The following is a 26,962-nucleotide window of genomic DNA, read 5'->3' as shown; positions in this document are numbered from 1 at the left end:
TAGACTGAATGAAAAAACTCTTTTACCTTTTGGCAGTATTCAGCTTGCTGACTTCCTGTATTTCCAAAAAGAATCAGGTGATCAGACAGAATATTCTTACTTTAAAAGACAGCTACTGTAAAGCACCTTTTAAATATAACTACAGCACCAGAGTACCATCATACAATTCTGATTCTATTTTAGCGGCCAATAAAGAATTGCAGGGAATGTTCTCCGATCAGAGTATTTTGATTTTGAATGCTTTGGATAATCTGGACGAAGTTCATAAAATTGTTGATCTGAAAAAGGATTCATCCATTACAGCCCAGGTAAAAGTATTACAGCTTAAAAGTAAAATCAACAGTAAAATTACCATTGCCCTTACCGAATTGGATGCGGTTGCCGCAGAATTTGATTGTGAAGGGGAGAGGGTAGCACAGATTGGAAATTATGTGGATAACCTTAATGATTCCAGAAATAACAAAATGATTCTCTACTCCATTGTGACGGGAGCGGCTGCCTCTATAGCAGGAGGTATCGTTTCAGACGGTGGATGGAGCAATGCGATTGATATCAGTGGGGGAGTCGTGGGAGCAGGTTTCGGTTTGGCAACCCTGAATCCAAAAGGAAAAAAAGTAGAATTTATCCATCAGAGAAATCTATTGAGAGATATATGGAAAGAAAAGCTGGAGTCTCCGAATTTTCCACCATTCATCTGGTACATGTATACCGAGAAAAAATTCTCCAATAAAGAAAAACATTCTATCATCAGCAGTATGAAGGAAAGATGGCTTCATTACCAGTTTGATGACAGTAAAGAAGAGGCTGATCAGTCGGTGATCTTCAGCGACGGAGGTTTTTACAGAGCTGATGATCTTCATAACCGTGCTGCGATGCTCAATCAGATGCAGTCCGCAACGAGAACGATTAACCAGAATATTAATTATCTGCTGCTGGATCTGGACAAATTAATTCTTTAAGAAAAATTTAACTGTAATAAATTTTGTTACATTTAAAAAATGTTTATCTTTGCCCTGTAATTATAATGAACAATACAAGATTTGCTACGGCGATACACATGATGACCTTGTTGGCGAAAAGTCCTCAGGAGTGGCTCACTTCTGAATGGATTGCAGGCAGCGTGAATGTCAATGCAGTGATCGTAAGGAAAGAATTAAGTGTATTGAGAGAAGCAGGCCTGATTGCCAGCAGACAGGGAAAAGATGGCGGAAGCCAGCTTGCGAAGGGCGCAGATCAGATCAGTATTTCTGAAATCTACAGAGCGGTAAAGAATACCGAAGTTTTAGGAAAAAAAAATCAGAATCCTAATCCGGAATGCAGTGTAGGGAAGGAGATCAATAACCATTTAATGACCTTGTTTGAAGAAACAGATCAGTTGGTTACTCAATTTTTAGGCAATAAATCATTGCAGGAATTCAGCGATCAGTTTGATTAAAATTTTTTATCTATAAATGTAACAAAAGTTATTACAATTTAATTTTAAAATAAAATATTATGAAAAAAGTATCAGTAATCGGTGCAACCGGTTTTGTGGGAAAAAATGTGGTGAACGAATTGGCGAAAAGAGGATATGCTGTGGAAGCTTTGGTAAGAGATGCTTCTAAGGTAGAATCTAAAGAAAACGTGACGGCAAAAAGTGTTGATGTAAACAATACAGAAGAACTGGCAGAAGCTTTAAAAGGAAGTGATGCGGTCATCAGTGCATTCAACGCTGGCTGGACAAATCCAAATCTTTACAATGATTTTCTGAATGGTTCTGTTAATATTGAAAAAGCAGTAGAAAAATCAGGCGTAAAAAGGCTGATCGTGGTAGGAGGAGCAGGAAGTCTTTATACTCCGGATCATGTACAGATCGTAGATACACCAGATTTCCCTGAGGCTTACAAACCAGGTGCAACGGCAGCAAGAGATTATTTAAACAAAATTAAAGAAAACACTACACTGGACTGGACTTTCTTCAGCCCTGCCATTGAAATGAACCAGGCGAATGTAGGGGAAAGAACAGGGAAATACAGAACCTCTTTAGAAACTCCGGTTTTTGATGAGAACGGAAGAAGCCGTCTTTCTGTTGAAGATGTAGCAGCCGTTTTGGTCGACGAACTGGAGCAAAATAACCATATCCGTGAACGTTTTACAGCAGCTTACTAATTCCTTAAAAAAAAGACAATGTTAAAAAAGAAATTATTATCACTATTGACACTGCTGGGTTTTGTAAGCATTATGTTTGCAGGGAATTTAAAGATTAAAGTGTACAATCCCGGCCCCAAGGCTATTTTTCCTATTACATCCACCATTATTTATGGCGATAAAGATGCGGTGCTTATCGATGCTCAGTTTCAGAAGCAGTATGCAGAACAATTGGTAAAAGAGATTAAGGCCACGGGAAAAAATCTGAAAACGGTTTTTATTTCCCACAGCGATCCCGATTTTTACTTTGGTTTAGAGGTGATCAAAAAAGCATTTCCAAATGCAAAGATTATTTCTACAGCGCAGACTGCTTACTTGATATCTGCCTCAAAAGATGATAAAATGGCCGTGTGGAAACCGCAGCTTAAAGAAGATGCTCCCTCAGAGATCATTATTCCTGAAGCAGTAAACGCCATTCCTGATCTGGAGGGAAATAAGATTGAAATCAAAATGAATGCTGAAGATTCTGCTCACAGTTTTGTCTGGATTCCATCTCTAAAAACTGTAGCCGGTGGTATTTCTGTATCAGTAGATTCCCATATCTGGATGGCGGATACTCAGAATATCAAAGCAATTGATCAGTGGATCGCACAGATTGATGCCATGAAAGCACTACAACCTGAACAGGTCGTTCCTTCCCATTTTGCAAAGCTTTCGGTGTCTACTCAGTCACTTGATTTTGTTAAAAACTATCTTGAAAACTATAAAAGGGCCGTCACTGAAAACAAAACATCTTCAGGTGTTGTAGATTTTATGGTAAAAAAATACCCTGATCTTCACGGAAAAGATGAACTGGAAATGGGAGCGAAAGTTTTCTTCGGAGCGATCAACTGGGATTTGAGATCACCTTATCCGGCCATAGGAAACAAAGTAGAAGCTGATTTCGGAACTTTTAAATTCATTCTTGATTTCAAAAACAATAAAGAAATGTCTTTCACCGGAGTTTCCGGAAACGTAAAGGGAAATACCGATACGGTCCGGTACACTGCTGTAGAAGTAGCAAAGAATATCTTTATGGTCTACTGGCATGAACCTAAATTAGGCGCTAATGTGACCCATATTCAGGATTATAATCAAAATATAATATATACCAATATAGCAGAACCTAACGGATCATTCACTCATCTGAAAGGAACTCTTAAAATTCTGAAATAATATGTAAAACTGCTGTCATTAGATGGCAGTTTTTTATTGATAATACAGTATATTTTGCGAGAACAAGATCATTGATGACAAATATTTCTGGGAGACTGAGTTTCTCAAAGCCCTCACGCGCTTAAATTATTTAAACCACAAAAGTCACAAAATTTTATAGTTTTAAACACTTTAGATCACTTTAGTTTCAAAAGTTTATCATCCTGATACATAATAAGACCACATAAGCAGAAAATCAAAGATTTTCATAAAACTTTAGTGCACTTTATCGGTTTAATGTATTTAACTTAAAAATAAGTTGTGTTTTAAAAGCTTTTGTGACTTTTGTGGTTGATGTTTTTCGTTTCCCACGGATTTCTCAGAATACACAGATTTTCTTTTGATAGTATTACATAAAAAATGGCCGTCCAACAGACAGCCATTTTTTTATAAATTCATAAACAGTTTCGGATTTACCGGCGTGTTGTTTTTATGTACTTCGTAATGCAGGTGAGGCCCTGTAGAACGTCCGGAATTTCCAGACTTCGCGATAACCTGTCCTACTTTTACTTTCTCGTTCACTTTAGAGACCAATTGAGACAAGTGGCCATATAATGTAGCCAGTCCGTTTCCGTGAGAAACGATAACACAGTTTCCATAACCACCCTTCTGACCGGAGAAAATAACAGTTCCGGCAGCAGCAGCTCTCACATCTGAACCGAAGGCCACCGCAATGTCAAGTCCCTTATGGAACTGCATCTGGTCAGCTTCAGCAGGTGGATTATTCTTTTCTGCAGACGCTTTAGCTGGAGAATTGCTGGCCACAGCTTTTGTTGAAGTGGCAGTTGCAGACGATGGGGCCGGAGCAGTAGGTGCTGCTTTAGGCGTTACCATAACTTTTACTTCTCTTTTGTTACCATAGCTGTCCGTTAATTCAATGATTTTCTCAACGGGTTCTACTTTTACTTCCGGTTTAGGAGCGGCAGCGGCTATTGGCTTAGACTCTGCGGCACTTGATTTTACAGAAGCAAATACGGTTTTAAAAGGAATTGGATTTTTTCTGATACCAAAATTAGAGGAGATATATCCGTCCGTAGGCATTCCCAGAGGAACTTCCATCAGCTTTTTTTGAAGATTCATGAGATACTGACTGTAGCGGTTGGCTTGCTTAGCCAGATATACGGAATTTGAAATACTGTCTTTACTGAGGATCATCACTTTTTCATTGGAGATGTCTTTGGATTTCAGGAAAGAATTAAGTTCAGATACCGTTTGATCTACCAAAGTAAGATCTGTTTTCATTTTTAAATAATCTACACTGTCTTTTTCAGTGTTGATCTTGACAAGGTTCACTTCATACATCTTGTCATCCTTTTCAGAAAATAACCTGGCGATAAAGATGGCCTGTGCAAAAACTACCAGCAAAAGTCCTCCCAGGAGAATATTCACATTCTTCTTGCTGTTTAGAAATTTCTTCATATTTCTTTTCTTAAGTATATTACAAAACGGTTTTAAGCGTGCAAATTTAATTAAAAATACTCTTTGATGTATATTTTTAAAGAAAACTTAGTTTTTTCTGTATTTAACGTCTAATTAGATATTTAATTGTGTTTAAGTGTTAATTTTTTCAGAAAATGGCTTTTATCATAAGCCTAAAGTCCTTCTTCCGCCTTTGTTTTAATATATTTGTAGCTCATATTTCAATTATGGCTAAAAAGAAAATAATTTCCGAATCTTCGAATCCAAAAAAGAATAAAAACGAAGTTTCTGTAGGGGTAGTAGGCAGTGGAAGTTTTGCAACTGCTATCGTAAAAATGCTTGTTGAAAACTGTAAAGTGGTCCACTGGTGTGTAAGAAGCGAATTCGTAAAAGGGGCTATAGAGCTTCGCGGACACAACCCATCTTACCTGACAGCAGTTAATTTTAATCTTAAAAGTCTAAAACTGACAACCGATATTAATGAATTGGTAAGTGCCTGTGATGTCATCGTATTGGCAACACCTTCCATTTACCTTTCTGATACTATGGATAAAATGACCTGTGAATATGGTGACAAGATCTTTGTTTCAGCAATTAAAGGAATTATTCCCAAAGTCAATGATGTGGTAGCGCATTATTTAAGGGATGAATTTAAAATAGGTTTCAGAAATCAGGCGGTTATTGCAGGGCCATGTCACGCGGAAGAAGTAGCTATGGAAAGGCTTTCTTACCTCACCGTTGCCGCAGTAGAAGATGAAACAGCAAATAAACTGACCGGAATTTTCAGTTCAGATTTTATCAAAGTACATTCCAGTAAAGATATTTTAGGAAACGAATACAGTGCCATTCTTAAAAATATTTTCGCCATCGGAGCGGGAATAGCAAGCGGATTGGGCTATGGAGATAACTTCACGGCCGTTTTTGTTTCCAATGCGATCCGTGAAATGGAAATTTTCCTGGAAGCAGTATATGAAGCTCCAAGAGACGTTAATGAAAGTGCGTATCTGGGTGATCTTTTGGTAACGGCATACTCTCTTTTCTCAAGAAACCGAAGTTTAGGAAATCTCATCGGAAAAGGATACACTGTAAAATCTGCAATCCAATCGATGAATATGGTGGCAGAAGGATATTATGCTGCTGACTCTATTTATAAGACTGCAAAGCAGAAAAATCTTAAGCTTCCGATTATTGATACCGTGTATGCCATCCTTTACGAAGGAAAGAATGCTGAAAAGCAATTTAAAAAACTGACCGCTAAGTTAAATTAAAAAAACAAGGCTTTAAAGATTAAAACCTTGTTCAGATATACCATTAAACTAAAGCCTTTTTTCAAGGCTTTAGTTTTTTTATAAGCTCATTTTGGTGATCAAAAGTGTAAAGGAAGCTCTTACATTAAGATTACTTGCCGTAAATCCATTGCCTGTATCAAATTCAAACTTCTGTCTGATCGTTGTTGGAGCAGCCAGCATTAAAAAATAAGTTCCCTGAAAAAAAGTAAATGAACTGGATAGCTGGCACATTTTGTTCATTTCAGTAATCGTAGCACTTGTGGCCCCATTAATTAAATAAGAACGTGTGCAGGTAAAGTTTTGTGAAAGATACTGTGTATTCGCCGGACCCGAATTATTATTGGCATTACTCGTATCTACAGAATAACGGACGATGTAAGTTCCGGCTGGCAATGTAATGGTAGAAGTATCAGCACCAAGTGATGCACCTGTGATCTTATTGGCAGCAACGGTAAATCCTGTAAGTGTATTATTCGTACTGTTAGCAGGGATTAGAGCAGAAGGGTTAATAAGAAGAGACATAATCTGGGGTTCAGATCCTGCAAGAATAGCACGTTGCCACTGGTCTCTTATCCATATATAGTACCCTTTTGGATAGACAGAACTGCCTCCTTTGTTAAATATCATTAGTCCGTCTGCAGGGTTTGAAACCGGAGTAGAAGTACTGTTCAGTACCGTGAGATCATATTGTGGAAAAAGAACACCTTTATTTGCTGAATTGATATCCAGAACACTACTTGCGTTGGGTGTATTGGTATTAATACCCACCTGTGCTTTTATGAACATGCTTGACAGGAAAGCTGCCATACAGAATATATAAATAAGTTTTTTCATTTTTTTACTGTTATTGATTAAGAGCAGAACGCTGGATGTCAATTTTTGCATTGGTAATGATGATTTCTCCGTTATTTGGAGTGGTACCTCCAGCGCCCGCCTGATAGGTTCCTCCAGCGTCATGAGCAATAGAAGGAAGAAGTGTAATAGGCGTTGTAGAAGTTGTTACAAAAGAGAAACTCAAATTAAGAGTATGCGTTTTGTTGGTGGCGATCGACTGGGCGTTTAAGCTGATAGTTTTTCCATACTGTGTCCCGCTTACAGGGTCGATAAGCTTTACAAGATACTGATGTAAATGAACTGCGGTGCCTCCAATACCCAATGTCGTGCTTTCAAGAGCTGTACGGATGTTCAGACATACCACTGTTGCCAGGGAGTGTGATAAGCCCGGAGCCAGTATTGTAAGACGCTCCGATATCGTTCGAGATGACTGTAAGGGCGGCATCATTGAAGTTTTTAAAAGTGCCGTTTGCAGAAGCTCCCAGTATAGTATAATCAGTAGTTCTCTGAAGGATCATATAGCTCACGAGATTGTAAGTGTCTGAAATCTGGTTCCAGCGGTTGTTTTTCCATAAGTAGAGACCTGGGCTCATAGAATTCCCTTTATTATATACTAAAAGCCCATTTGCAGGATTGTTTACAGGACTTGTATTGCTTAATATATCTACAATATCTACTCTGGGAAGAAGAACTCCTTTATTGGAAGATTCTGAAATTTCCAGCACTGCAGAGCTGTTAACGGTGTTTTTCCCTATAGCAACTTGTGCATATATCAGGTGGGCTATTGATAAAAATAGTAGAATATAACTTTTTTTCATATTTTGTATTTAAAGCTTAGAGATTTTAATATAAGATCCTGTTGGGATCACATTCACCAGATCATAGAATGTACTGTTCTGCATTCTTCCAAGGCTAAGCCTTAGTCCCCCGATGATGTTGGCATTGGCATTATTAGGTACACTATAATAATACGACCAGGTTGCAAGGTGATTGGTGTTCACTTTCGAAACAATCGGGACTTCCTTTCTGGAATTGGCTCCCGCTGTAAAGGTGCTGGTAGAGTTATTAAAGGTTTCGCTAAAGAAATCGATGAAATATCCCATCAGATAATAAGTACTACCTGTAAGAGGAGCAGTGCCTCCCTGTCCTGCAGGGCTTTCCTGTGGTGAGTTGAGGTTAAGGTTTACTTCAACGAGGTAATTTCCCTGTGGAAGAACTAAAGAATAGCCTCCGGATACTGTATTCAGCACTACTTTAAAACCATTAATATTGGAAACACCGGAAATTGCCGGCGGGTTTACGACTAATAGCGCACTAGCTCCTGCAACAGCATTGTCCAGTAAAGACAGAGAACCTGTGAAATCCAGATAAGCTACTTTAGGGGTTTCTTCAGCATCTATCGTACTTTGCCACTGGTTTGAAGTACCATTGAAAAAATGAAGTGCCTTATTGTTACTGTTCGTTCCTCCATTAAAGCCAATAAGCCCATTGGCTGGCGATGCTACGGGAGAAGTTGTACTGCTCAGGTTAGCGATATTAAGGTTGGGGAAAAGAAGACCTTTGTTACCTCCGGAGATCGTAACAGTAGGAGGACTGGTATAACCCGTTCCACCATTATTAATCGTAATTCCTGTCACTGTACCTCCTGAAATAGAAGCTGTTGCCCTGGCTTTTGTTCCTCCGTTGACGATAGATCCTCCTGCATAGAAGTTAACTGTAGGAGCGGTAGTGTATCCGCTTCCGCCGTTGGTTAAGGTAATCCCTGTGACAGCACCTCCTGAAATTGTTGCCGTAGCAATAGCTGGAGTTCCTTTAAAGTTTTCGATGTGTAAAATTGCACTGGGATCAGGTGTGGACGTGTCAATCCCTACATTTCCGCTTTGGGCTAGTGCCGCTGTTGCAAAAAATGTACTCATGAAATGGATGATTTTCATCTGTTTTATGTTTTAATGAATATTTTTAATTAAATACTAATAAAATAAACAATATTAAGGGTGCAAATTACATAAAATAAATAACTTAATTGAATTCTTATTATAAATTTAATTTACTTATTTGTGTGTTTTATTCAATTAAAAGTGAGAAATATTATATTTGATCTATTATTTTTCACAATGTATTGATAATTATTTACCTCTAAGATGTCTATTATTGAATCGTTCTACATAACAGACTTAAGTGAACTTAAGTGAACTTAAATTATTTTTTAGAAAATTTTAAACCATTTCATTTGATATTTATTAAAAAAATTCTCAATAAAATAGATTCTATTACGACTATTCACCAGCATTTTTAAAAAATACAAATTGTAATTTCATTACGAATTTCAATGCAAGGCTATTGACAGTATCCATGAAATATTTTTGGCCGTTAAAAAACTTTTTTGGCTGTAAAAATTAACGTGTTAAAATCGTTAAACCCATCCTTACTTATCAAACTTTTCCCGAAATTTGATGTAAAATTTAGAAATATGCCACAATCGCTTATAAGCAGAACACCGAAACCAAAATATGACGTTGTACTGATAGGCGGCGGAATCATGAGCGCCACTTTAGCAACATTGCTTCACGAATTTGATCCCAATCTTGAAATTGCCATCTTCGAAAGGCTTGGCAGGTTTGCGAAAGAAAGTACCGCAGCATGGAATAATGCTGGTACGGGGCATTCAGCTTTTTGTGAACTTAATTATACGCATGAAAGACCGGATGGAACCGTTGATATTACTAAAGCCGAGAGTATTGCAGAGCAGTTTGAAATGTCAAAACAGTTCTGGGCTTATCTGGTGACTAAAGGATATGTGGAGAATCCAAAGGATTTTATCAATTCATGTCCGCATATGAGTCTTGTATTCGGCGAAAAAGAAGCTGAATACCTTAGAAAACGTCATCAGACGATGTCGGAATCGGTTCTTTTTTCAGGGATGGAATATTCTACCGATCATGATAAGCTTAGAGAATGGATTCCCCTGGTGATGAGCAAAAGAAATGATTCTGAAGTGATGGCGGCTACCAAGATGGATATGGGGACGGATGTCAACTTCGGAACTTTAACCAGAAAGATGGGAAGACATCTGCTGGAGGATTCTAATGTTGAGGTATTTCTTTACCATGAAGTAAAAGACGTTGATCCCAGAGAAGACGGAAAGTGGGAAATGAAAGTCAAAGACAGAATCCACAATCACAAACAGGAAGTTGTTGCTGATTTTGTATTCATTGGTGCTGGTGGCTATGCGCTTCCTCTATTGGATAGTTCAGATATCAAAGAAAGTGAAGGGTACGGTGGTTTCCCTGTTTCCGGACAATGGCTGGTAAGTCATAACCAGGAACTGGTTGAAAAACATCACGCCAAAGTATATACCCAGGCAACAGTAGATGCTCCGCCTATGTCTGTTCCTCACTTGGATCTTAGAATTATTGATGGTAAAAAAGCGCTTCTTTTCGGACCTTTTGCCGGGTTCTCTACAAAATTTCTGAAAGAAGGAAGTTATCTGGACTTACCTGAAAGCGTTAATACTAAAAATTTAAGATCACTATTTGGTGCTTGGTGGCACAATCTTCCGCTGACTAAATACCTTATTCAGCAGGTAGCGATGACGAAATCACAAAGAATACAGCATCTGAGAGAATTCATCAAAGATGCCAATGAAGAAGACTGGGAACTGAAAGTAGCAGGACAGAGAGTACAGATCATTAAAAAAGATGAAAAAGACGGTGGAAAACTGGAGTTCGGAACTGAAGTGGTCGTTAATAAAAGCGGAACCATTGCGTCCTTGCTTGGCGCTTCTCCGGGTGCTTCCACAGCGGTATATGCTATGCTGAATGTTCTTGAAAAATGCTTCCCTGAAAAACTACAGGGAGAGTGGAAAGACAAACTTTTGGAAATGGTGCCTTCTTACGGACAAAAACTAGCCCACAATCCGGAGCTGACCGAAAAAGTAAGAAACTATACCAAAGACAAATTAGAATTAGAATATTAAAAAATTGAATGGTGAATAATTAATGTTAAAAATTGACTATTCACCATTCACTATTGACATTATATAAAAGGTGGAAGAAATACTCGTAAAGCCCATTATCGCTAAAGAACTCCTGGAATCTCTTCAGACCAAAATTGAAGAGGAGAAGCAGGTTATTGTCCATTGCTGTTTTCCCGCATCACCATTTTTAGGAAATCTGATCAGGATATGGAATTCTACTTACCTTCTTGACAATCAGTCTGATCATAAAAGTAAGCTTATTCATGCTGAGAATATTACGATCTACCCCAATTGGACAGCCGTTCCGTTCATGCAGGATTTCTGGTTTACGTTAGTATTTTCTGGTTTGCCAAAAGACTGTAAAAGTTTTAACCTTAAAGAAGTTATACCAGAAGAAGGAGGTTTTTTTGTGGAATCTATCAAAAGAAACTCTCTGGATGTCTACCGGGTGAAAATTTCAGAATCTTATTAATAATGAAAGCGCGGGAGGAAAAACTGAAGCATATTATCAGCTGGGCAGACAACAATCCTGACATTCACGCTGTACTGCTGACCAGTTCGTTGGTGAATCCTTTCGCACCTGTAGATGATTTCAGCGACCTTGATATAGAACTGGTCTTTGAAAATTTAAAAGAGTATGAGACCGATAAGAAATGGATTTATATTTTTGGTGATCCTGTTTCCATGGTAGAAGAAGATGATTCTCATTTTGATGGGAAACACGCCATGAAAATGGTACTGTACGCTGATCATGTGAAGGTTGATTTTAAACTTTATCAAAAATCAGAATTTTTAAAAGAGGTTCAGGAAGAAAAGCTTCCAGATGATTGGGATGTTGGTTACAAGGTTTTGATTGATAAAGATCAGCTGACCAAAGATTTAAAGCCGCCAACCTATCAGTCTGTCATGATCCGGAAACCTACAGAACAAAAGTTTCAGCAATTGATGAACGACTTCTGGTGGGATACGACCTATGTGGCCAAATGCCTGAAACGTGAAGATCTGTTTTATGCTAAATTCATGTCAGAAGATGTGATCCGGACAGATTATCTCGTGCCTCTGATTGAATGGTCTATTGCCAGTTTTCACGACTGGAAAAATATCACCACCAATAAACATGGCCGTCTTTTCAAAAAACACCTGTCTGCAGAACTCTGGGAAAGAGCAGAAGCCACCTTCTCAGGAAGCAGTATTGACGATAACTGGCGTGCTTTATACGCTTCAGCAGATTTGGTGCATGACCTTGGGACAGCTTTGGCTGAGAATCTTAATTTTGAGTACCCTCATCAACAGGAAGAGGATATCAGAAAATATTTAAATGAAGTACAATCCATGTAGTGATATCTTAATCCTATGCAAATTCATTCTGCCTGATTAGATTTTCAATGCAATATTCTGCAATAGCAGTAATGGTCACAAAAGGATTAACCCCGATTGTTCCCGGAATCAAAGATCCATCTAACACATAAAGATTGTCGTGATCTTTTAGTTTTCCATAGTCATTGGTTGCTTTACCGAGTACACAGCCTCCCAGCGGATGATAGCAGACATCAGCTCCGAAACCGTTATTAAATAAGAAATGGCTTCTCGTTCCACCATTCGCCCGGTTCATCTTTTTAATAAAATAATTCGCATTCTCCCTCATTTTAGCCGTATGGCTCTGATCCCAGTTTAAACTCAGCTTTTTGGTAGTAGTATCATACGAAACTTCTCCTTTTTTATCTACTCTGTTGATCAGAAGATATAATGCTGTAGCTACATCCATTCCCATCGGAAGCGGAGCAATTTCCGTGAAAAAAGGATGTTCTTTGTCTTCCCAGTTATCAATACCTCCCACAGGAATCGTAGATTGTTTGGCCCCTGTTCCGCCGGACAATGGTTTTACCCAGTTTCTGCCCGTCATGAAATTGCCGTTGTTCCCCCAGTTTTTCCCGATCTCTTCGTGAATCGGAAATTTATTAACGGCATTGGACTGTAACAGAATTTTCAAAGTTCCCATCGTTCCCGCAGCGAGAATCAGTTTTTTACAGTTGAATACCTTATCAGAAACGACAGCCCCTGAAGTATCAATTTGCTGCACATTTAAAGTATAGGTTTTATCGTCATTAAGCTTAATGTTTTCGACACAATGAAGATCCATAATTTCGAGATTTCCGGTTTCGAGAGCCTTTTTGAGGTAGGTTTTATCCAGACTGTTCTTGCCGTGGTTATTTCCGTAAATCACTTCTGTATTAAAAGCAGAACGGGGAACTTCATTCTTATATTCTTTTTCCATGTATTGGAAATCATAGACATTCGGAACCCGTATGGTTTTGAAACCTGCTTTATGAGCCTCCTCTTCACCTACCCTTGTAAACTGATAATAAGGGCAGTCTTTTAAAAAATGCTCATCAATAATATTCACTTTCAGTTCTTTATGAACCAATGGGAAATAGGTGCTGTAAAACTTTTCAGCATCCAGATCAGGAAAAACTTCTTTAAAGTAGCTTTCCTTAGGGGTAACGGCCATTCCGCCATTTACCAGAGAACCGCCGCCTACACCCCGTCCAACCCAGATATTGATATGCTCAAAATCCATTCTGTCCAGCGTTCCCGTGAAAGGAGTTAATGAAAAAATATTCATAAACGGGGCAATGGTCTTCTTTTTCAGCCACGCTGCACTTTTGCCTGGTTTCAACATACTGGAAAATGGAATTCCTGATTTTTCCCAATTCAGACCCATTTCAAGCATGACCACTTTTTTTCCGGCTTCACAAAGACGTAAAGCCGAAACAGCTCCTCCATATCCGCTGCCTACAATAAGTATAGGAGCGTCTATGACATTTCCTTCTAAGCTGTCTGTTTTCGGCTGCATGGCCTGAAACAGATCAGCATTAAGAAAATAAAAACCTGATACTGCGAGAAGGCCCGTCTTGATGAATTTCTTTCTGTCCATAAGCTTTAAAGGTCAAAAAATATGCTAAAGAAAATGGAATACGGATTATTTAAAACAGATTGTGCCTTTTTATTACAATTTTAACTTTTCATGCCATGAAAAATTCATAGTTTTACTTATAATTTGAAGCGTTCATGAAAAAAATATTAATCATTCTTCTGTTGTCTCCACTCTTCATTTTAGCTCAAAAAGGAGCTACAAAAGAAAGCAAGGAGATCAGAAAATTTCAGAAAGAACTCGATGCAGAATATCTTAATCCAAAGGAAACGCCCTTACGTGGAGACAATTTTACGAATTTTAAAAAACATCCTTTCTTTCCAGTTAATTTAAAATACAGGGTTACCGCAAAATTCAGTAGAACTGAAAATCCCCAACCTTTTGAGCTGCCTACGTCTTCTGGTAAGACAAAGCCGTATCGTGAATATGGAAAAGCAACCTTTGAACTCGATGGAAAACCTTATACCGTGACTTTGTATCAGAGTCTTGATCTTATTAAGCAGGAGAAATATAAAGACCATCTTTTCCTTCCTTTTCGCGATGCTACCAATGAAAAAGAAACCTATGGAGGCGGAAAATATATGGACCTGAAAATTCCGAAAGGAAATACGATTGTTGTGGATTTTAATCAATCGTATCAGCCTTACTGTGCCTATAATGCGTACGATTACAATTGTCCCGTAGTTCCTGAAGAAAACAAGCTTCCAATAGAAATCAAGGCAGGTGTCATGTATCAGGATATTTATCATCATTAAGAATATGGTCAGCTTAGATTTTTATAAACAGGAAGATTTCGCAGGGCTTAATTATGCCCTGGATGAACATCAGCAAAGGTATACTTCAACTGTAGAGCAGGCCTTGAAAAGACTCAGCGAGATCAACGATCCTAAAGCGTATGCCATAACGGTCTTTGAAAACAGGCAGCCGTCAGGATTTTTCGTGCTGGATTTTGGAGAAGATAAATTTGACTTGACCGATAATGAACAATCTGTTTTGCTGAGGTCTTTATCTATCAATCCTGACTTACAGGGAAAAGGAATCGGAAAAGCTGCCATGCAGATTGCTGATGAATTTGTGAGGGGGAATTTTCCCGATTGCGAGGAAATTGTTCTGGCAGTTAATCAGAAAAATCTTTCAGCCTATCATATTTATCTGAAAACAGGATATCTGTACGATGGTAAAAGCAGAATAGGGAGGAGTGGTCCACAATATCTGATGTATAAAAAACTTTAATAAATTCAGTTAATGCAGTTCCGTCATTGATCAGCGATTCGATAGCCATTCCAGAAATAGAGTGGCCTTTTCTCTGGGCACAAAAACTTTCTCAGAGGTTTCCACATCCAACAGGATCAAAAGTTTTCGATGGAAATAATGCTGTACTTCTCTGATGCTTTTGAAAGCTACAAGATGTTGTCGGTTGACCCTAAAAAAATCTTCCGGACTTACCTGCCGCTGGAGTTCCTCTAATGTTTCTTTCATTGGATATACCTTATGGTCAGTTGTGGATAAAAAGGTGCCTTCAGTTCTTTTACAGAAATAGGAAATTTCACCGGTAGGAACATTGATATATCTGTTTTGTGAAAAGATCAGAAAATTAGTTTTTGTTTTTTCAGAGGGAATCACCGATTTTATGATCTGTAAAAGTTCAGCTGGTGAGTTTTGTTTTTGAAAGAAATTGCGGAACTGTTCCAGTTTTTGAAGGGATAACTCAATTTCGTTTATTGTAAAAGGTTTCAGGATATAATCGATCCCGTTATTTCGGAAAGCCTCGAACGTATGGTCACTGTAAGCAGTACAGAATATAACGGGGATATGGATATCAACAGATTCGAAAATTTCAAAACATTGACCGTCTGCCAATTGGATATCCATGAATATCAGATCCGGCAGAGTTTCGTTCTGTAACCAGTCTATTGCAGATTCCACGCTTTGTAAAATACTCAGAATCTGACTTTCCGGCCTTATTTTCTTAAGATTATCTGCCAGTGCCTTGGCAGCCTTTACTTCATCTTCAATAATGAGAATATTCATAGACAAGCGGTAATTTAACAATGAAAAAATCTTTATTATGGATCACTTTTACAGGTTGATCTGTTAAGTGTGCATATCTGCCTTTTATATTATCCAGTCCTATTCCGGACGATTGCTCTACATTTCTTTTGCGTTGTATATTATTTTGAATCACCAGTTGACAATCCTCTTCAAAGATGGTTATACGGATGGGTTTTTCCAATGATACAATATTATGCTTAATACTGTTTTCAATAAGAAGCTGCAGGGTAAAAGGAGGAATTAAAGATGGTCTGGTCTTGTCTGAAATTGAAATTTCAATCTGGAAACCCTCTTCAAACCTTGATTTCAGGAGAAATGTATAAGCTTCCAAAATAGCAATTTCTTTATCAAGCGGGACAACATTCTCCCTTCTGCTTTCAAGCGAAAAACGATAAAAATTGGATAATTTCACAACGAAATCCGACGCCTGATTATCCTGTACATCAATCATTGATTTCAGCGTATTGAGGCTATTGAATAAAAAATGAGGATTGACCTGTTGTTTTAATAGTTCGTATTGAGCATTCAGATTATCGGTCTTTATTTTCTCAAGCTGTAATTTTACCTGTTGGGTGTCATAGCTTTGGTAAATGAAGTGAATCAGTAAAAAGACCGTAAGATTAATTAAAATTCCTCTAAACTGGTACATAAGAAACATCGGTAGAAACTGATAATGAGAAAAAATCAGATGGTACAAAGCGACTAAAATAGCCATGAATACCGTTCCTGAAATCAAACTGATCACAAGTTTCTTAGTCAGTTGATTCCGGCTGTTTCCGGATACTGAAAATTTCGGTAGGCTGTAGAGATTATAATACCATATAAATAAAGTGTAGATGAAAGCCATTCCTGCATCCACAGCCAATTCTGATGTTGTAATATTAATCTGAAGAACCTTTGGAATAGAGGCCAGAATAGCCATAAATACAGAGCTCAGCCATATTATTTTCGGAGAAACGTTAAAAGTATTTCTATTCAGCTGCATGTGATGAGTTACAAAATTAAAACTGGCTTCAACAAGGTACAAAAATTCAATGTTAATTACTGAAACGATAGATCGCTTTTTAAAACCTTCAACTATATTTTTCTTTTTTTAAGGCATGACGGCTGGATGCAATGCCAGAATAGCTTTGATCCGCTTGCCCTTATCCGATGCTGGGATATCTTGTTCTGAGTGAGCACCAGGCAAAAATTCATAGGTGATATTGTGTAGATCTTTAAAGTTGGTATTTGTTTTTAAAGTCTCAATACTCACCAGCGAGCCAGGGATTTTTGCACCAAACCAGTTAGGATCATCTTGTTGTTTCCATGTGATCAGCACTAAATTTTTACTGCTGTTACTAGGGGTGGAATCTGACTGTAGCATTGCATTATAGGCGTTCTCATTACCATATAATGTACTTGTTGTATGGTTTTTCGGATGAATAAAAGTGGTAATGGTTTTAAGCTTCATCTCTTTAAAATTGAATTTTTCAGGAAGAGATGCTTGCTGATTTCTGTTTTCCGGGAATGCTTTATTACATGAACAAAGCAAAAAAGAAAAGGTAATGGTAAGGATAAGGTATTTCATATTAGTGTTGCATTGGTAAGGTGAAAACATAATCGGTATTGGCTACAGGAGTATGACAATTGACACACTCTTTCGTAAAACTTTCATCATTTCCGTAGGGCTTCAGGTCAGTAGTCAAAAATCTTGCCCATCCCCATCCCTTGGTAGAAGCATATTTTTTACGGTCTTTAATCATATATTCCACAGCCCTGAAAGCACCGGGAGAAATATTTCCATCGGGAGTCGTCAAAGATTCCCAGTTGACTTTGGCAATAATGCTTCCATCTGGCCAGGGGTTTGTATGATGTTCTTTGATGGCCTGTATGGCAATGTTATTTCCGAAAATAATACGCAATGTTCCATTATCAATTCTTTGGGTCGTGCTTATTGGAGTCCAGTTTTTATATTCCGGGATATAAGCGATTCCATTTACGGCAACAGGTGACTTTTGGGGCGTTTTCATCTCTTTGTCACGCCATGCAGCATATTGTAAATTGAGCTTATGATCTTTTGCTGTGTCCTTTTTTTGTTCAGGAGCCAGCGTAAGGGCGTACTTTTTAAGTTTTTCCAGGTCAGCGTTTGACACTTTGGCTTCAGGGTGTAATGTTAAATAACTCTTTAACGGCATTGCACCCAGCATGATTTTATTAACAGCTCCCCATATTTTGGTATTTTGATCGGATTTTTGAAGCTGATCAAATTCTGAAAAATTTAAAACACTTTTTGCCCTGTTAACATCGTCTGCAACGATCCAGTTGGCAGGTGCGATCTGATCAAACCATTTTAAATTTTGCTGGTTGGAATGACAGTCGTAACATGAGTTTTTAAGAATCACCTGCACATCGTGAGGAAATACTTTTTTTTGACTTTCATGATGTCCTTTATCTATTTTTGGACGGTACAGTTGCATGAGTGCAAAAATACCTGTGATGACAAGTCCGGTTGTAATCATCTTGTTTTTCATAAATAGGCTTGAATTGAATACAAAGTAAAAGATGTTTTTCCTTTCAAAATTATAAAATGAGTTGAAACGTTCATTTTTATTCTTTAAACGTTCATAAGGCTTCGTCTGAAAAACTTTAATAAAATTTTAAATTTAAAAATTCCATCCGGCTGATTTCTTTCCATAACTTTGAGTAAGATCAAATAATAAAATATGGAAATATCACTTCGTAATCAGGTAGCTGTCGTTACTGGAGGCTCAAGCGGAATAGGTTCAGGAATTGCAAAATCACTTGCATCTGCGGGGGCAACTGTTATTGTGAATCACTCTTCGGAAAGATCAACCGATGATGCGCAGGCTGTCTTAAAAGAAATTACAGATGCCGGAGGAAAAGGAATGACCTATCAGTGTGATGTTTCTAAAGAAGACCAGGTGGTTAAGATGTTTGAAGATACCGTTTCACAATTCGGAACCGTAGATATCCTTATTAATAATGCCGGAATTCAAAAAGACTCAAAGTTTACTGAAATGACCCTTGATCAGTGGAATGCCGTGATTGGTGTAAATCTTACCGGGCAATTTCTCTGTGCCCGCGAAGCTATTAAGGAATTTCTTCGCAGAGGGATAGATCCGTCCCGTTCCGTTGCCTGTGGGAAAATCATTCATATCAGTTCTGTTCACGAAATTATTCCATGGGCAGGACATGCCAATTATGCTTCCAGCAAAGGGGCCATCAGAATGCTTATGCAAACTCTTGCACAGGAATATGGTGCCAATAAAATCCGTGTGAATTCTATCTGTCCCGGTGCCATTCAAACCCCAATCAATAAAGAGGCATGGGGTACACCTGAGGCTTTGAATTCCCTGCTTCATCTTATTCCGTATGATAGAATAGGGCAGCCAGAGGATATCGGGAATTTAGCCGCTTTTCTGGCAAGTGATCTGGCAGATTATATCACAGGAACAAGCATTTTCGTAGACGGAGGTATGACCACATTTGAAAGCTTTTCTACAGGAGGATAGGTCATTTTAAGTTTTCAATAGTATTAATGTTTGAGAGTGTTCTAGTGCCTGCAGAAGCCTCTTATTTAATCGTCTGAAATCCGACGTCTTAAGTCTTTTTTCTTTATTCTTTTCTCCACTGATCGATATATTTAAAAAAAAAATCAACACATGTCCGAAAAACAAAGACTTTCAGAAATCTCATGGAAAAAATGGGGACCCTATGTCAGCAATCGCGAATGGGGGCTTGTCCGCGAAGATTATAGCGGAAACGGAGATGCATGGAACTATACCAGCCATGATACCGCAGAAGCCAAAACCTACCGCTGGGGTGAAGAGGGGGTTTGTGGAATCTGTGATGATCTTCAGAAGCTGGTCTTTTCCATCGGATTCTGGAATAAAAAGGATAAAATGGTCAAAGAACGTTTTTTCGGTCTTACCAACGGGCAGGGAAATCACGGAGAAGATGTCAAGGAATATTTTTATTATCTCGATTCTACCCCAACGCATTCCTATATGAAGATGTTGTACAAATATCCTCAGAATGCTTTTCCTTATGAAGATCTTTTAGAAACGAATGCCAAAAAAGGTAAAAATGAGCCTGAATATGAGTTGATCGATACCGGAGTCTTTGATCAAAATGAGTATTTTGACCTGTTTATTGAATATGCTAAAGAAAGTGAGCACGATATCTTAGTTAAGCTTACAGTCGTCAATAAGTCTGAAAAAGAGGCACCGCTTGTCATACTACCCACAATATGGTTCAGAAATACATGGAACTGGGGATACGATGATTACAAACCGAAGCTGAATAGCGAAGATCCGCAACATATTGCGATTGATCATAAGGATCTTGAAATTAAAAATATCTATGCAAAAGAGTCATTAAAAACACTGTTCTGTAATAATGAAACCAATACTGAAAGACTCTATCAATCTCCCAGTGAAGTAAAATACTGCAAAGACGGGATTAATGATTTTGTCATTAATGGAAATTCTCAGGCCGTTAATCCTCAAAGTAACGGAACTAAAGCTGCTTTTTTTATTGATGACGTACTGAAAGCAGGAGCGTCTAAAATTTTTGAATTCAGAATAACAGATAAAGAACTAAAAGAACCTTTTGCCGATTTTGAAGAAGTCTTTGAGTTAAGGAAAAAAGAAGCAGATGAGTTTTATGCTGAAATTCAGAGGGGAATAGAGTCGGACGACAAAAAATTGGTTCAGAGACAGGCTTTTGCAGGAATGCTCTGGAACAAAATGTACTATCATTATAATGTGGAAAAGTGGCTGAAAGGAGATCCGGCAGAAATACCACCTCCCAAATCCCGTGAGAAGATCCGGAATTACCAATGGAAGCATCTGAATAACGAACATATTATTTCCATGCCGGATAAATGGGAATATCCATGGTATGCGACCTGGGATCTTGCGTTTCATACCATTAGTTTTTCATTGATAGATCCGGATTTTGCAAAATATCAGCTAAAACTTTTTCTGTTTGAATGGTATATGCATCCCAATGGCCAGCTTCCTGCTTATGAATGGAATTTAAGCGATGTGAATCCACCGGTTCATGCATGGGCTGTTTTCAGAGTGTTTAAAATAGATGAATACATCAAAGGAGAACCGGATATTGAATTTTTGGAGAGTGCTTTTCAGAAACTCCTCATGAATTTTACATGGTGGGTGAATAAAAAAGACAACAACGGAAATAATATTTTTGAAGGAGGCTTTTTAGGACTGGATAATATTGGGGTTTTTGACCGCAATACAACCCTTCCCAACGGAGAACAGCTGGAACAGTCGGACGGAACAAGCTGGATGGCCATGTTTGCATTGAATATGATGAGAATTGCACTCGAACTGTCTTTATACAACATTGTTTATGAAGAAATGGCGATGAAGTTTTTTGAACACTTCCTTGCCATTGCCAATTCACTCGATAATATGGGCGAAGAAGAGTTCAGCCTCTGGGATCAGGAAGATGAATTTTTCTATGATGCCATTGCTTCCAGTGATGGTAATCATATGTACTTAAAGCTACGCACGATTGTAGGGCTGATTCCCATGTTTGCCGTTGAGGTGATCGATGATGAAATGATTGAAAAACTGCCCAATTTCAAAAAAAGAATGAAATGGGTACTTGAAAATAAACCCGAACTGGCCTCCCTCGTATCCAGATGGGAAGTGAAAGGACAGGATTCCAAACACCTTCTCTCACTGCTCCGTGGTCATCGTTTAAAGAGACTTTTAAGCAGAATGCTGAATCCGGAAGAGTTTCTGAGCGATTATGGAGTGCGTGCATTGTCTAAAGAATATGAAAAAAATCCCTATACCTTAAATTTAAACGGAACCGATTACTGTGTGAAATATATGCCTGCAGAAAGTGATAGCGGACTTTTCGGAGGAAACAGCAATTGGCGTGGGCCGGTATGGTTTCCAATCAATTTTCTCATTATTGAGAGCCTTCAGCGGTTTTTCTTTTATTACAGTCCGGATTTTATAGTAGAATATCCTACGGGAAGCGGAAATTACTCCAATCTGGATGAGATTGCAGATTCTCTAAGCAAAAGGCTTTCTAAGATATTTTTAAAAGATGAAAACGGAAAACGTCCGGTGAATGGGCAGTATGAAAGGTTTCAGACGGATCCGGATTTTAAAGATTATATCTTATTCTACGAATATTTTCATGGTGATAATGGAAGGGGAGTGGGAGCTTCCCACCAGACAGGATGGACAGGACTTATTGCAAAAATCCTACAACCAAGATTCTCTAAAAAAGAAATAGCTGAATCTGAAACGGAAATGCCGGGAGAAACGAAGCGTTAAGAGTTGAGGGACGATACAAGGTGATTTTTTATAATTTCCATCTTCCATCCTCAAGCTTGATTATAAATAAAAAATCTTATATTATTCAAATATCTGCTGGATCACCTCCAGTGATGCCGGGACCTTAAAATCTGTCATATGATAATGATAATAGACCAGAAGACTGTCCAGGAAATCTTTTCTTAAAGACGAATGTATTTTTGTTGTATAAAGGTTTTCTGAGCAGAGTGCTGTTTTCCAGATATTTGATATTTCTTCATTGAAGAGTTGGTGAGCATGGGCTGCAGAGAATGTTCCGGTTTCCGGATCCAAATAAGTTCCGCTATTAATCAAAGGGGCAACACCCTGAATTTTTAATATCCTAATTAAAAATAACAGATGACACTGATAGTTTTTGCTGGTCAGTTCAGTGACAAATTCATCAATACCAAAGAATAAGCCCGGGTTTTTGTTTTCGTGTCTTAAAATCTGATTAAGGAAGTCCGAAATGAAAAATATGACCGTATTGGCTTTGATATCCATATACATATCTGGATTCTTCACCAGTTCAAATCTAGACACTGATGGTATTCCATTACCTCTCGTGGGATGAATGGTAAAACTGAGCATACTCAGAGGCTGAAGCAGGGCTTTCTTTTTATTTCGTTTAGCATAGATCCCTTTTACGAAATAGGTCTGAAAGCCATCCTCTTCTGTAAAACAATGCAGAACAGCATCATTTTCGCCATATTTTATGAATGATAATAAAAATCCGTTTTGTGAATTCATTAATTGACCACAGCTATTTTTGCGGTAGCTTTATCTGATCCGTCTTCGTTGGTCATCAGTACAAAATATATTCCGGAAGCTACTCTGTTCCCCTTCATATTATTAAGATCCCATTCATAATAACCTCCTCTGGCCACTGCAGAATGTATTACATTTCCAGCGGCATCTGTGATTCTGATATTGGTTTTTTCAGCAAGACCTTTAATGGTAACCTTTCCTTTAAAATTTGAATACACTACAGGGTTAGGATAGACTACCACATTTCCAAAATTGGCTGTCAAATCAGCAACATCTCCCTGGTAGGCAACAATACCGTTAAAAGTTACAAAATATACTTTTCCTGTTTTTTTGTCGACCTTAATATCGGTAACTGAATTGGTAGGAAGAGGCGAATTTTCTTTTGTAAAATGCTTAATGGTTTGCTGTCCGTCGGAAGAAAGATAATATACCCCACCTCCGTCTACAGAGATCCATTTATAATCTCCTGCATCTACTTCTATCTGCAGTATCTGACCATCTCTGAAAAGTTCTTCTCCAAGCCCGCCTTGCTCTATGATAATAGGTTCTACTTTAGGATCCGGATTTTTTATTTCTGTTACTGCATTGGACATTATTCTTAAACCACTGTCAGTGCCTATCCAGGCATCTCCGGACTTACTGAATGCAACAGATAATGTTCCCTTTGAATTTCCGGCGAACCCATTAGAATCTTTTAAGATATAATCTACATCATCAGAAAGATTCGTTGGATTTTTATAATCGTATACGATAAAATTATTACTTCTGGGAATAGGAATCCACAGTTGATTTTCATGGAATATCGGTTTTTGCATTCCTTCACTTGATATTCCGAATTTTTTTATGATAAAATCATCCGCTGCCTTGTCATAGATTCCTATCGAAGGTGAGCCGTCATGGAAACCTACCGAAACGAAAATATTGTTCTGATTGTCAAATGCGAAACCTACGGGACGACGGTAATAGATACTGGGTGCTCCCATGTCATAATATTTTGATAGATCAAAATCTTTATTACCGGGATTATACTTCATTTTATAAACACCCTGCGCACCTACCGTATAGTTCGTAAAAAAAACTTCACTGTTGTCAGCAGGGTTCATTACAGCATCAAGAACATTGATGGGAAAAGTCTTGCCTATGAAATAAGATGGGTATATCCATTCCGATCCATTAAAGTAGTAAAATCCAGGTTTTTTAGGATTTTCTCCAGGCTGATTATACCTGTTCAGTCTTGAACCTGACGACACCAGCATCTGGTTGTTATCATACAGATTAATTTTATATGAAGAGTTGGAATAAGGACCTGATGGTTTATAAGTGGTACCGCCTTCGTCTTTTATTCCTGACAGTATCGTTCCTCCATATACTTTTCCGTTGACAGTTAAAGCTGTATTACAGTCTTCTCCCATACTTACAGCGTTTAATGAGACTCCGTTTAATCCGAATGTATAAATTCTACTGTCCGTTACTACAATGTTATTTGAACTTAATGTAATGTCTTTGATACCTCCAAAAGTTGTGGGAAGAGGAGTTCCGGTTCCGTTATTGTAGATAAATGCAGCAGTTGCTGATGAAAAAATAAGTGAGGAAGACTCTCCGTCAATATGCTTAAAGGATCCGGGTATTTCCGTAGTCCATGTAGAAAACACAGGAAATGTTGTATTCAGTTCGTGACTTTTCAAACCTGTATTGGTAACAGAATATAATTTGTTTCCAAAAATAGTAGCTTCATTACTGGCTTCATAGACACCGCCGCTTACAAAAAATGCAGAATCTCCGAATTCCTTCTTATTAATATTAAATATAGAAACTCCATAACCCACAGAAATTACCGCCTGATCTCCTGTAATCGAAATATGATTGATTCTTTTGCTTCCATTATAACCGGTTGCAATGGGTATATCAACAATATATTTGATTTCCTGAGGAGTGATAACGTCCATTGAGCCGTTGGCATATCCCACCACAGCGATCTTAGTCTGCGGATTATAGTCAAAAGCAGATATATTAACATCATGGAGACCTGTGGCTTTTGACAGCTTTGTAATTTCTCCTGTTGCTATGGTATAATAAAATATCCCATTTTCTGTCGCGGCTACTATTTTTCCATTGTCTTCCTTCATAGCCAAGACATTGTTGTAGGAAAAATGATCCGTCCATTTTTTTGATGAAATGACCTGCGCATTGATGAATTGCAGGGAGGCTAAAGTAGCGAGAGAGAGTAATGAGAGTTTTTTCATATTATACGGTTATACTGCTGTCTATTGTCTGGTTGTTCCAGGAAATATGCTTTACGTTTTTATTTGCATCAAAGTAAAAATCTATTCTGCCAAGAAGAAGACCTGCCCATCCTACCTGATTGACCAGAACGTTTTTCCCTTGTCGGTTGGTAAAGGTTTGTGGTTCAGATAAAAAAGTATGGGTATGTCCGCCCAGAATAATATCAATATTCTCTGTTTTGGCAGCAAGAATTTTGTCACTTATTTTATTAGGTTCATCTTCATAATCATAACCTATGTGCGAAAGGCAGATCACAAGATCACATTTTTGTTCATTTTTAAGAAAGTTGGAATAGTGCTGGGCTACATCTACAGGATCCGAATATACGGTTTCACCATACTGTTTTTTACCCACAAGTCCGTCCAGTTGAATACCTACTCCGAAAATACCTACTTTTATTCCGTTTTTATTAAAGATCTTATACGGTGAAGTCTTTCCATCCAGAACGGTATTCTTAAAATCATAGTTTGAACAGATAAAAGGGAATTTTGCATTGGGAAGAACTTTTAAAAATCCATCTAAACTATTGTCAAAATCATGGTTTCCCATTGTAGAAGCATCATACTTCATCATAGACATCAGCTTAAACTCCAGCTCACCTCCGAAGAAATTGAAATAAGGAGTTCCCTGAAAAATATCACCTGAATCCAGAAGCAAAACATTGCTTTCCTGATTTCTTATTTGCTGTATCAAACTAGCCCTTCTTGCAAAACCACCCTGATTGGGATTTTTGGTATAGCTTGCATCAAAAGGTTCTATTCTGCTGTGCTGGTCATTGGTATGAAGAATGGTCAGTTTATTTGTGGAATTTAAATTAAGAATTTTTAATTCTTCCGCCATCATCATTTGGGGAGCTAAAGACATTGCTAAAGTTCCACCACCTAGTACTTTTAAAAAACTTTTTCTATCCATTATTTCTTACCGATAAAATTTAAACGAATATCTGTATTGGGAACTACTTCAGACGTTTTCTTGAAATATTCAATGAAAAGATCCCTCAATTTGATTCCGGTAGAAATAGCTTCTCCTTTGGAAAAGAATTTCATATTGTCACCCCCTAAAGCCAGATAATCCGAAGTTGCGATATAATAATCCTGCGTAGGAACTATAGGTTTTCCATTGATCAGCGATTGGGTAAGCTGCCCATTTTTGGTTTCTATGTACAAATGAGAAACAGGATTGTTTACCTGAGTTTTTGCATAATAATCAAAAAGTCCCTGCAGATCTGTCCCTTTCATTTTTACAATGATCACTTCATTTTCGAAAGGCATGACTTCAAAAACGCTTTTCAGAAGAATATCTCCTTTTCCAATCGTAGTACGGATACCACCGATATTGATCAGGGCAGCGTCTACATTTTTTTTAAGATTGGTTTTCGTCCAGGCATCAGCGCCTTCGAACGTGTAATCGGCCAAAAGATTACCCAGATTGCTGTTATCCCCTTGTTTGGTAAGATCTACACTGGTATGAGAGATTTTCTGATTCATCTCTTTGTCCAGTTTTTGCTTATAAGGTTCGATAACTTTTACAAACTCCCCATCATTCTTTAGCTCATTATTAATAGAAATGTTTTTCTGGATCTTTACATCCGCCATCTGCAGCGTAGAAGCTGTTTTGCAGGCAGTAAGCGAAGCCAGAGCAATTCCTAGTAACAAGAATTTATTTTTCATAATATCTTTTAGTATAT

At 38.0% G+C, this 26,962-nt stretch carries 26 protein-coding genes; 12 read left to right on the top strand and 14 right to left on the bottom strand.

Annotated features, from left to right (window positions below; translation table 11 throughout):
- The first annotated feature begins 8 nt into the window (after positions 1–8).
- The 4 genes from EG346_RS01595 (at position 9) to EG346_RS01580 (ending at position 3,342) form a co-directional block, all read left to right on the top strand.
- Positions 9–959, top strand: a complete 951-nt coding sequence (locus EG346_RS01595) for a hypothetical protein (protein WP_073331781.1) — start codon at positions 9–11, stop codon at positions 957–959.
- Positions 960–1,024: 65 nt separating this feature from the next.
- On the top strand, positions 1,025–1,435 hold the full coding sequence (locus tag EG346_RS01590) for an Rrf2 family transcriptional regulator (RefSeq protein WP_073331779.1): 411 nt from the start codon (positions 1,025–1,027) through the stop codon (positions 1,433–1,435).
- 59 nt (positions 1,436–1,494) lie between these two features.
- Entirely contained in the window at positions 1,495–2,148 is a 654-nt protein-coding gene (locus EG346_RS01585; protein WP_123876777.1) for an NAD(P)-dependent oxidoreductase, read from the top strand.
- An 18-nt stretch (positions 2,149–2,166) separates the two neighbouring features.
- Positions 2,167–3,342, top strand: a complete 1,176-nt coding sequence (locus EG346_RS01580) for an MBL fold metallo-hydrolase (RefSeq protein ID WP_123876776.1) — start codon at positions 2,167–2,169, stop codon at positions 3,340–3,342.
- A 426-nt stretch (positions 3,343–3,768) separates the two neighbouring features.
- Here the strand turns inward: EG346_RS01580 and EG346_RS01575 are convergent, their stop codons facing one another.
- Positions 3,769–4,800, bottom strand: coding sequence for a M23 family metallopeptidase (locus EG346_RS01575; protein ID WP_123876775.1), 1,032 nt, complete (start codon positions 4,798–4,800; stop codon positions 3,769–3,771).
- Between the two features lie 227 nt (positions 4,801–5,027).
- Here EG346_RS01575 and EG346_RS01570 point away from each other — a divergent pair, with 227 nt between their 5' ends.
- On the top strand, positions 5,028–6,068 hold the full coding sequence (locus EG346_RS01570) for an NAD(P)H-dependent glycerol-3-phosphate dehydrogenase (protein ID WP_073331771.1): 1,041 nt from the start codon (positions 5,028–5,030) through the stop codon (positions 6,066–6,068).
- A 78-nt stretch (positions 6,069–6,146) separates the two neighbouring features.
- On the opposite strand, the gene EG346_RS01565 is transcribed toward EG346_RS01570, so the two are convergent.
- Genes EG346_RS01565 through EG346_RS01550 form a run of 4 tightly spaced genes read right to left on the bottom strand, consistent with a single transcriptional unit; the run spans position 6,147 to position 8,839 of the window.
- Positions 6,147–6,923, bottom strand: a complete 777-nt coding sequence (locus EG346_RS01565; RefSeq protein WP_123876774.1) for a phage tail-like protein — start codon at positions 6,921–6,923, stop codon at positions 6,147–6,149.
- A gap of 10 nt (positions 6,924–6,933) precedes the next feature.
- Positions 6,934–7,287, bottom strand: a complete 354-nt coding sequence (locus tag EG346_RS01560) for a hypothetical protein (RefSeq protein ID WP_123876773.1) — start codon at positions 7,285–7,287, stop codon at positions 6,934–6,936.
- Positions 7,256–7,741, bottom strand: coding sequence for a phage tail-like protein (locus EG346_RS01555; protein WP_123876772.1), 486 nt, complete (start codon positions 7,739–7,741; stop codon positions 7,256–7,258). The genes EG346_RS01560 and EG346_RS01555 overlap by 32 nt, the downstream gene beginning before the upstream one ends.
- Before the next feature lie 9 nt (positions 7,742–7,750).
- The gene (locus EG346_RS01550) at positions 7,751–8,839 is read right to left on the bottom strand and encodes a phage tail-like protein (RefSeq protein ID WP_128124974.1); all 1,089 of its coding nucleotides are present in this window, start codon (positions 8,837–8,839) and stop codon (positions 7,751–7,753) included.
- A 554-nt stretch (positions 8,840–9,393) separates the two neighbouring features.
- Between EG346_RS01550 and mqo the strand changes: the two genes are divergently transcribed.
- The 3 genes from mqo (at position 9,394) to EG346_RS01535 (ending at position 12,237) form a co-directional block, all read left to right on the top strand.
- Positions 9,394–10,899, top strand: coding sequence for a malate dehydrogenase (quinone) (gene mqo, locus EG346_RS01545; RefSeq protein ID WP_123876770.1), 1,506 nt, complete (start codon positions 9,394–9,396; stop codon positions 10,897–10,899).
- Positions 10,900–10,969: 70 nt separating this feature from the next.
- The gene (locus EG346_RS01540) at positions 10,970–11,371 is read left to right on the top strand and encodes a hypothetical protein (RefSeq protein ID WP_123876769.1); all 402 of its coding nucleotides are present in this window, start codon (positions 10,970–10,972) and stop codon (positions 11,369–11,371) included.
- 2 nt (positions 11,372–11,373) lie between these two features.
- Positions 11,374–12,237 (top strand): AadS family aminoglycoside 6-adenylyltransferase, encoded by an 864-nt coding sequence (locus EG346_RS01535; RefSeq protein ID WP_123876768.1) that lies wholly within the window; start codon positions 11,374–11,376, stop codon positions 12,235–12,237.
- A gap of 13 nt (positions 12,238–12,250) precedes the next feature.
- On the opposite strand, the gene EG346_RS01530 is transcribed toward EG346_RS01535, so the two are convergent.
- A complete protein-coding gene (locus tag EG346_RS01530; protein ID WP_123876767.1) occupies positions 12,251–13,834 on the bottom strand; it encodes a GMC family oxidoreductase N-terminal domain-containing protein in 1,584 nt (527 codons plus the stop codon).
- 134 nt (positions 13,835–13,968) lie between these two features.
- Between EG346_RS01530 and EG346_RS01525 the strand changes: the two genes are divergently transcribed.
- Positions 13,969–14,586: a DUF1684 domain-containing protein gene (locus tag EG346_RS01525; RefSeq protein WP_123876766.1), complete on the top strand. Its 618-nt coding sequence runs from the start codon at positions 13,969–13,971 to the stop codon at positions 14,584–14,586.
- A gap of 4 nt (positions 14,587–14,590) precedes the next feature.
- Positions 14,591–15,064 (top strand): GNAT family N-acetyltransferase, encoded by a 474-nt coding sequence (locus EG346_RS01520; RefSeq protein ID WP_083564017.1) that lies wholly within the window; start codon positions 14,591–14,593, stop codon positions 15,062–15,064.
- Between the two features lie 30 nt (positions 15,065–15,094).
- Here the strand turns inward: EG346_RS01520 and EG346_RS01515 are convergent, their stop codons facing one another.
- The 4 genes from EG346_RS01515 to EG346_RS01500 all read right to left on the bottom strand — a co-directional run bounded on the left by EG346_RS01515 (position 15,095) and on the right by EG346_RS01500 (position 18,396).
- Positions 15,095–15,862 carry a LytR/AlgR family response regulator transcription factor gene (locus tag EG346_RS01515; RefSeq protein WP_123876765.1) on the bottom strand — a complete coding sequence of 256 codons (768 nt, stop codon included), beginning with the start codon at positions 15,860–15,862 and terminating at the stop codon, positions 15,095–15,097.
- Positions 15,843–16,868, bottom strand: coding sequence for a sensor histidine kinase (locus tag EG346_RS01510; RefSeq protein ID WP_123876764.1), 1,026 nt, complete (start codon positions 16,866–16,868; stop codon positions 15,843–15,845). The genes EG346_RS01515 and EG346_RS01510 overlap by 20 nt, the downstream gene beginning before the upstream one ends.
- A gap of 108 nt (positions 16,869–16,976) precedes the next feature.
- Positions 16,977–17,453 carry a hypothetical protein gene (locus tag EG346_RS01505; RefSeq protein ID WP_123876763.1) on the bottom strand — a complete coding sequence of 159 codons (477 nt, stop codon included), beginning with the start codon at positions 17,451–17,453 and terminating at the stop codon, positions 16,977–16,979.
- A gap of 1 nt (position 17,454) precedes the next feature.
- Positions 17,455–18,396 carry a heme-binding domain-containing protein gene (locus EG346_RS01500; RefSeq protein ID WP_123876762.1) on the bottom strand — a complete coding sequence of 314 codons (942 nt, stop codon included), beginning with the start codon at positions 18,394–18,396 and terminating at the stop codon, positions 17,455–17,457.
- Between the two features lie 192 nt (positions 18,397–18,588).
- Here EG346_RS01500 and EG346_RS01495 point away from each other — a divergent pair, with 192 nt between their 5' ends.
- Together EG346_RS01495 and EG346_RS01490 are read left to right on the top strand one after the other, a co-directional pair.
- Positions 18,589–19,398 carry a glucose 1-dehydrogenase gene (locus EG346_RS01495; protein WP_123876761.1) on the top strand — a complete coding sequence of 270 codons (810 nt, stop codon included), beginning with the start codon at positions 18,589–18,591 and terminating at the stop codon, positions 19,396–19,398.
- 150 nt (positions 19,399–19,548) lie between these two features.
- On the top strand, positions 19,549–22,206 hold the full coding sequence (locus EG346_RS01490; RefSeq protein ID WP_123876760.1) for an MGH1-like glycoside hydrolase domain-containing protein: 2,658 nt from the start codon (positions 19,549–19,551) through the stop codon (positions 22,204–22,206).
- A gap of 81 nt (positions 22,207–22,287) precedes the next feature.
- On the opposite strand, the gene recO is transcribed toward EG346_RS01490, so the two are convergent.
- Genes recO through EG346_RS01470 form a run of 4 tightly spaced genes read right to left on the bottom strand, consistent with a single transcriptional unit; the run spans position 22,288 to position 26,945 of the window.
- A complete protein-coding gene (gene recO / locus EG346_RS01485) occupies positions 22,288–22,974 on the bottom strand; it encodes a DNA repair protein RecO (protein ID WP_123876759.1) in 687 nt (228 codons plus the stop codon).
- Positions 22,974–25,235, bottom strand: a complete 2,262-nt coding sequence (porZ, locus tag EG346_RS01480) for a type IX secretion system anionic LPS delivery protein PorZ (protein WP_123876758.1) — start codon at positions 25,233–25,235, stop codon at positions 22,974–22,976. The genes recO and porZ overlap by 1 nt, the downstream gene beginning before the upstream one ends.
- A gap of 1 nt (position 25,236) precedes the next feature.
- Positions 25,237–26,187 (bottom strand): bifunctional metallophosphatase/5'-nucleotidase, encoded by a 951-nt coding sequence (locus tag EG346_RS01475; RefSeq protein ID WP_073331723.1) that lies wholly within the window; start codon positions 26,185–26,187, stop codon positions 25,237–25,239.
- On the bottom strand, positions 26,187–26,945 hold the full coding sequence (locus EG346_RS01470; protein WP_123876757.1) for a 5'-nucleotidase C-terminal domain-containing protein: 759 nt from the start codon (positions 26,943–26,945) through the stop codon (positions 26,187–26,189). The genes EG346_RS01475 and EG346_RS01470 overlap by 1 nt, the downstream gene beginning before the upstream one ends.
- Positions 26,946–26,962 lie beyond the last annotated feature (17 nt).

Origin of the sequence: Chryseobacterium carnipullorum (assembly GCF_003815695.1) — a bacterium.
In the GTDB taxonomy this organism is placed as follows: Bacteria; Bacteroidota; Bacteroidia; order Flavobacteriales; family Weeksellaceae; genus Chryseobacterium; species Chryseobacterium carnipullorum.
This window is presented reverse-complemented; position numbering and strand designations above follow the sequence as displayed.